A 3,833-nucleotide genomic window follows, 5' to 3' on the forward strand; every position below is an offset into this window, starting at 1 on the left:
AGTGGTTCGTTTTGCCGGGATACTTACACTATGGCCATGGTGCGTGCGTTGAACAGGATGACAAAGGCTGGGATGCCAGAAAGCGTGCGTATTGCCTGAAAATCCAGCCAGCTACAGAGTCGTTCGCACGAAATCTTATTTATTCAACAAAGCCGATCTGATCCTTCAACTCAGCAAAAGTTCGATTTATTCAACAAAGCCATTAAACACTACTAACTATAAAATTTTGATTTTAAATAATAATCACCGTAAACCCTCTTAGGGTACTCATAATTGCCTTTCTGCAAAATTCCCGATACATTCACCCTTTCCCCTACGGGAAACACCAAAAAAAACACAACAATATTACCGGGATGAATCTAATGAAAATACCCAAAGATCGGATGGTTTACGCCATGTCGCGCGATAACGTTCCTGTCGCCACCGTCAACAGTGGAAGTGAAGTGTTATTTGAAACCTGCGACTGCTTCTCCGACCAAATCACCTCTGCCGAGACCGTGTTCAACGAGTTGGACTGGCAGCGTATTAACCCGGCCACCGGGCCGGTCTACATTGTAGGCGCCGAACCGGGCGATGCGCTTAAAGTCACCATCAAGAAAATTACCCTGACGAGCCAGCAGGCGGTGATGGTCACCGCCCCGCAACTCGGGGTGATTGGCGACGAACTTAGTGCTCCAAAAGTGACCATAGTGCCCATTGAACAGGGCCATGCGATCATGCCTGGCAATGTACGTGTGCCGCTTAATCCGATGGTTGGCGTTATCGGCGTCGCGCCTGCCGGAAAGGCTATCTCCTGCGGCACGCCGGATAGCCACGGCGGTAATATGGACTGCAAAATGATCACCGCAGGCAGCACCCTCTGGCTACCGGTCAACGTACCTGGTGCGCTTTTCGCGCTGGGAGATTTACACGCCGCGATGGGTGATGGCGAAGTCTCAGTTTGCGGCCTGGAAGTGCCGGGCGAAGTCCTCGTTGAGTTAACCGTTGTTAAAAACCGTCAGCTACCCTTGCCGATGCTGGAAAACAACGAAACGATTTTCACCCTCGCTTCTGCCGTTACCCTCGACGATGCGGCAGCCCTTGCGGCACGTAATATGGCACATTTTATCGCCGATAATACTTCCCTGATGCTGGCGGAAGCTATCAATATACTGAGTATCGCTGGCGACCTGCAAATCTGTCAGGTGGTCGACCCGCTGAAAACTTGCCGCTACGCGTTACCCAAATCGGTGGCGGCGCAGCTTTCGCTGAGTATTGAAGGGAAGCAGGCATGAGCATCGAACAGTTCGGTTATAAACAGGAGCTCCATCGAGCATTGACCTTTCGCGATCTGCTGGTTTACGGCATGATTTTTATGGTACCCATAGCCCCTTTCGGTGTCTTCGGCTACGTCTGGGATGGCGCGCAGGGCATGGTGGCGCTGGCTTATCTGATCGGCATGGTGGCAATGTTTTTCACCGCCATGAGCTACTGGTCGATGTCACGCGCGTTCCCCGTTTCAGGTTCGGTATACGCATACGCTCAGCGCGGAATACACCCTATCGTAGGTTTTTTTGCTGGCTGGCTGATATTGCTGGATTACATTCTGGTGCCATCGCTACTGTATATTGTCAGCGCGGCGGCGGTGGGGCCGATGTTACCGGGCGTTCCGGGCTGGGTCTGGATTATCGGCTTTATCGCGCTTAACAGCCTGATTAACTTACGCGGCATTACCTTTACCGCACGGGCGAATAATACCATTTTGGTGGCTGAAATCGTGGTGCTCGCAATTTTTGTGGTACTGGGATTGATTGCGCTTTATTCCGGAGCCGGGGCAGGCCATCTGACGCTCGCCCCCTTGTATAATGCCGATAAATTCAGCCTGCCTCTGGTCATGGGCGCAGTCTCAATTGCCGTGCTCTCTTTCCTCGGCTTCGATGGAATATCGACGCTGTCCGAAGAAACCAAAGGCGGCGTCGATACCGTGGGTAAGGCCTCGTTGGGCGCCCTGATGCTGGTCGGTACGCTGTTCATTCTCCAAACCTGGATTGCGGCGGACCTTGCGCAAGGAATGAAATTTGGCAGCCTCGATACCGCGTTCTACGATACTGCCAATCTGGCCGGCGGCCAATGGCTGAAATACGTCACCATGTGGTCCACGGTGATTTCCTGGGGGATCGCAAACGCGCTGGTTGCCCAGGCGGCGGTTTCACGCATCCTGTTTGCGATGGCTCGTGATAAGCAACTCCCGCAGTTGCTTGCGAAGGTTCATCCACGCCTGAAAACACCGTATGTCAGTACATTATTAGTCGCACTGATTTCACTGGTTTCCGGTCTCTGGTTCTACGGCGATATCGACAACCTCAGCAGGCTGGTTAACTTCGGCGCGCTTATGGGCTTCCTTGTGCTGCACGTGGCGGTTATCAACCACTATCTGATCCGTCAAAAATCGCGCAATCTGGTGATGCATCTGCTCTTCCCAGTGATTGGTTTGTGCATTATCGGCTTTGTCATTTATGAAATGGATATTGAAGCCAAAGTGCTCGGCCTGAGCTGGCTTGCCGTCGGCATGGTTTATTACGCCATTATGCGCCTGGTGCTTAAGCGCAGCGTGGAGCTGAATCTGGAAGGTTGACACCACCGGGCGTCGGGCTCGCCGCTATTTGCAAGCCCGACGCCCGGACAGTTTATTTCATACTGTGTCAGTTCGGTGATATCAGTCATCTCTACCCTCTGTGATAATTTCTGATATCAAACGATCAACGACCCACTCGCTTATGTTTTGAACTGATGGGAAACGCTTATATCTTCCGCCTCTGCCATTTCTTTGCCCACGCTAAACATTCGGTAATGACTCCAACTTACTGATAGTGTTTTATGTTCAGATAATGCCCGATGACTTTGTCATGCAGCTCCACCGATTTTGAGAACGACAGTGACTTCCTGCCCAGCCTTGACAGATGCTGCCTCAGATTCAGGTTATGCCGCTCAATGCGCTGCGTATATCGCTTGCTGATAACGTGCAGTTCTCCCTTCAGGCGTGATTCATAAAGCGGCCAGCCATCCGTCATCCATACCACGACCTCAAAGGCCGACAGCAGGCCCAGAAGACGCTCCAGCATGGACAACGTGCATTCACCGAATACGTGCGCCACAACCGTCCTCCGTATCCTGTCATACGCGTAAAACAACCAGCGCTGGCGTGATTTAGCGCCGACATAACCCCACTGTTCGTCCATTTCCGCGCAAACAATGACGTCACTGCCCGGTTGTATGCGTGAGGTTACCGACTGCGGTCTGAGTTTTTTAAGTGACGTAAAATCGTGTTGAGGCCAACGCCCATAATGCGGGCGGTTGCCCGGCATCCAACGCCATTCATGGCCATATCAATGATTTTCTGGTGCGTACCGGGCTGAGAGGCGGTGTAAGTGAACTGTAGTTGCCATGTTTTACGGCAGTGAGAGCAGAGATAGCGCTGATGTCCGGCAGTGCTTTTGCCGTTACGCACCACGCCTTCAGTAGCGGAGCAGGAAGGACATCTGATGGAAATGGAAGCCACCCGCACAGCGCGCTGGGATATCACTCCCCGAGGGAATACCGGCGGCAGCGGACATCGTTAACTTAAGATACAAAAGCTGTTCGGAGATGGAGGGTCAAGATCAGGGTGACCTGCGCCATGATGTTATCCGAGCCCTGTTTCCTAATCACTACACCGGTATTTGATTACCCAGGTCAACTTCAGGCTGTTACAGGGACGGCAACCGTGTCAGCACATCCTTGAGATAGGCATACGGATCGTGCCCATTATTACGGGCCGACTGGATCAAACTCATGATCGCAGCAGCGCGCTTGAG

The 3,833-nt window shown here is 52.4% G+C and carries 5 protein-coding genes; 3 read left to right on the top strand and 2 right to left on the bottom strand.

Annotated elements, in window-relative coordinates; translation table 11 throughout:
* The 3 genes from GKAS_RS25415 to GKAS_RS22915 form a co-directional block, all read left to right on the top strand.
* A partial coding sequence (locus GKAS_RS25415) for a hypothetical protein (protein WP_246870767.1) occupies positions 1–99 on the top strand: 99 nt, incomplete at its 5' end.
* Positions 100–362: 263 nt separating this feature from the next.
* A complete protein-coding gene (locus GKAS_RS22910) occupies positions 363–1,274 on the top strand; it encodes an acetamidase/formamidase family protein (RefSeq protein ID WP_032192052.1) in 912 nt (303 codons plus the stop codon).
* Positions 1,271–2,614: an APC family permease gene (locus GKAS_RS22915; protein WP_032192047.1), complete on the top strand. Its 1,344-nt coding sequence runs from the start codon at positions 1,271–1,273 to the stop codon at positions 2,612–2,614. The genes GKAS_RS22910 and GKAS_RS22915 overlap by 4 nt, the downstream gene beginning before the upstream one ends.
* A 226-nt stretch (positions 2,615–2,840) precedes the next feature.
* Here GKAS_RS22915 and GKAS_RS22920 read toward each other — a convergent pair.
* Together GKAS_RS22920 and GKAS_RS24425 are read right to left on the bottom strand one after the other, a co-directional pair.
* A protein-coding gene (locus GKAS_RS22920; RefSeq protein ID WP_227675003.1) for an IS1 family transposase occupies positions 2,841–3,538 on the bottom strand; the annotation gives its coding sequence in 2 pieces (ribosomal slippage) (positions 2,841–3,289 and positions 3,289–3,538; 699 coding nt in all).
* Positions 3,539–3,725: 187 nt separating this feature from the next.
* The coding region (locus GKAS_RS24425; RefSeq protein ID WP_156105167.1) for a transposase domain-containing protein at positions 3,726–3,833 on the bottom strand (108 nt) is incomplete at its 5' end.

This window comes from Kluyvera ascorbata ATCC 33433 (genome assembly GCF_000735365.1).
Taxonomy (GTDB): domain Bacteria; phylum Pseudomonadota; class Gammaproteobacteria; order Enterobacterales; family Enterobacteriaceae; genus Kluyvera; species Kluyvera ascorbata.